Here is a 2,391-nt window from a genome sequence, read left to right as displayed (position 1 = left end):
ACAACCTCCAGCGGCCAGTCAGGCGCCTCGGTGTCGCGTAAAAAGTGCCGGGTGTGGCTCAGCACGCCACCGGCAAGACTCTGGTCATGCACATGAACGGTGCCCGCCGGGTCGTCATGGCGAGTCAGCAGGCCGCACAGGTTGTGCGCGGCAGCCTCCGCATTGGCATCGGCATAGGTAAAACGCTCCAGCGTGTGCTCGGCGACGTCCTGTCCCCGCTCTCGGATGGCCGTCGGGCGCAGCAGTTCATCGTATTGCGTCAGTGAGTGGCTGCCGCGACCGTCCCATCTCTCCAGGCTCTGCCCGGCTTCACCCTGCAGGCCAACGCGCCATCCGGCGTCCACGCTGTCGGTCGCCAGCGCGACGCCGGACAGGCTCATGGTCTGCCTCAGGTTGAACGGCGTCGTCTCATCAGTCTTCGCCAGGTCGAACAGATACGGATCCCGGCTGGCCACCAACCGTCCAACCGCATCGAAACGTTGTTCGGTTACCCGCGTATCAATCGGATCATCCACCTCACGCCGATGAAACAGCACGTCCCGCACCACCAGCCCACGCGCTTCCGACACCCGAAGGGTCGGTGTGCCGGTGTGCGCGTTGGTGAAGATTCCAGTAGGCATCCGTGCAGGCCTTGATCAATTGGACTGCACATCACAATGCACGACCTTCACACGGCTGCCTACTGTAAGAAGTAACAGGTCGAGGAGCATGGCCAGGACGACGCGCGGCAAGGGTTCCAGTGTTGATCGGTGATGATGCGATCAACAGCGTTTATGCGCTGGAGCAAGGACGGCCGGCCGGTGTTAGTGGTGGCCAACTTTACGCCGGTGCCGCGTGAGAGCTATCGGATTGGCGTGCCGATTGCCGGGCGATGGACGGAGGTGATCAACAGTGATGCGGCGATGTATGCCGGGTCGAATTACGGAAACAGCGGCGGGGCGTTTACCGAGGAAGAGGCGAGTCATGGGCAGGCGCTTTCGTTGGTGTTGAATTTGCCGCCGTTGGCGGTGTTGATGTTGCGACCGGAGATAACGTAATTTTACTGTGATTTGGTGATCGCTCCCTCGATTTCAGCATATCGAAGGAACGATTAAAAACTACTCTACATGTTAAATGTAGAACTTTTTGATGGGTTTGTAGTTTGGGTTTAGTTTGCTTCGCGATAACTCATTTCGCAACAATGCCGAAACATCATGGTTCTCCCCTAAGTCGGTTATTATTGTATTGATTATTTTTAGTTTCAGCTCTATAGGCAATTCAAATATAAATTCCCCTTTATTTTTTTTGTATGTTTCTTTATCAGTACTATATGAGACTCCTTCGTCGGAAATGGCTTTAAAATGCAAGGTGTTTAATGTCCTAGATCGACCATAAAGCACACTGGTCCTATAATCTGCTATTGCCAAAAAACCCCCGTGCTCATAGCCCCTGATGTGCCTCAAATCATTTATGCTGAAACCTACGTAATGATCTCTTTCTCCGGAAATTTTGTTCACTAGCTGCTCGTGTGAGGTAGGTAAGGCGCTATTGGTTACTGTTGCGTGTAGTATGGGGCGACCATTGTCTTTGGTTGTTCCGCTGTATTTTTTAGCCCAGATATATTCGTCAGCATCTTGTCGTTTTGCATCCAGTGGATATATATGTAATTCGCCGGTTTTAATGTGCATGATTCCTGCAAATGAGTTGCCAGGCTTTGACTGGTCTAAATAGTATCGAATAGAGTCAGAGCTAGTAGGTGTGGGGAAGGAAAATGACGATACTATTTTCCGACGCACCCCGCCTTCTTCGGAGCGTGGATCAACGAAGTTATAAATTCTGTTTTCGTGTTCCTTTGGATGGGTTAAACCTGGCTCTGTATTTTTCGAGCTGCTTTTGTTTGTTGTTGCTTGACTCTGGGGTGAATTTAACAGGCTGCTTCTTCGCATTAACCCCATGTGATCAACTAGTGTTGCAGGGCTGTTGCCTACCATGCTGTACCGGTTTATTCCGTCAATGGATCCCGCCGGATCAGGATTGATCCACCTTTGCAGCCACGACGCGTAATACCTGAAACCGTAGTAATAAAGTCCTGTCGCATCTCGCTCCTTGCCGGAATAACGCACGGTCTTGTACATGGCCTCGGTTGCGTTACGTCCGGCCCAATACGCAGTGCCGCCGAACGGGTAATTCCATTCTTGGCAGATAAGTTTGGCGTTTTGATCCAATTCCAATGCGCAGGACTTCAGGTGGTCGTTGAGGCTGTAACGTACCTGATCTCGGGGCATTTCCTCAGGTTGTCTGGCGACCCAATGCAGTAATTGCACGGTGTTGCTGCCGGCGCTGGCGGTGATGACATGCAGGATTTCCCCGGTGACGCTGTGGCTGCGGATTTCCAGGCCGGGCAAGTAACGA

1 protein-coding gene and 2 pseudogenes are annotated in these 2,391 nt (G+C 52.5%); 1 reads left to right on the top strand and 2 read right to left on the bottom strand.

All coding sequences use genetic code 11. The features are described from left to right. A pseudogene (locus ACM6IQ_RS20450) lies at window positions 1–620 on the bottom strand (RHS repeat protein); the annotation flags it as partial. 87 nt (window positions 621–707) lie between these two features. On the opposite strand from ACM6IQ_RS20450, the pseudogene ACM6IQ_RS20445 reads away from it, so the two are divergent. After that, window positions 708–1,037, top strand: a pseudogene (locus ACM6IQ_RS20445) (alpha amylase C-terminal domain-containing protein); the annotation flags it as partial. A gap of 72 nt (window positions 1,038–1,109) precedes the next feature. Here ACM6IQ_RS20445 and ACM6IQ_RS20440 read toward each other — a convergent pair. Further along, window positions 1,110–2,391: RHS repeat-associated core domain-containing protein (locus tag ACM6IQ_RS20440; protein WP_414879669.1), on the bottom strand; the 1,282-nt coding region annotated here is incomplete at its 5' end.

The sequence above is a fragment of the Pseudomonas sp. IT-P100 genome (assembly GCF_949767185.1).
Taxonomy (GTDB): Bacteria; Pseudomonadota; Gammaproteobacteria; order Pseudomonadales; family Pseudomonadaceae; genus Aquipseudomonas; species Aquipseudomonas fluorescens_B.
Note: the sequence above shows the minus strand (reverse complement) of the source record. Positions and strands in the feature narration are given on the sequence as shown.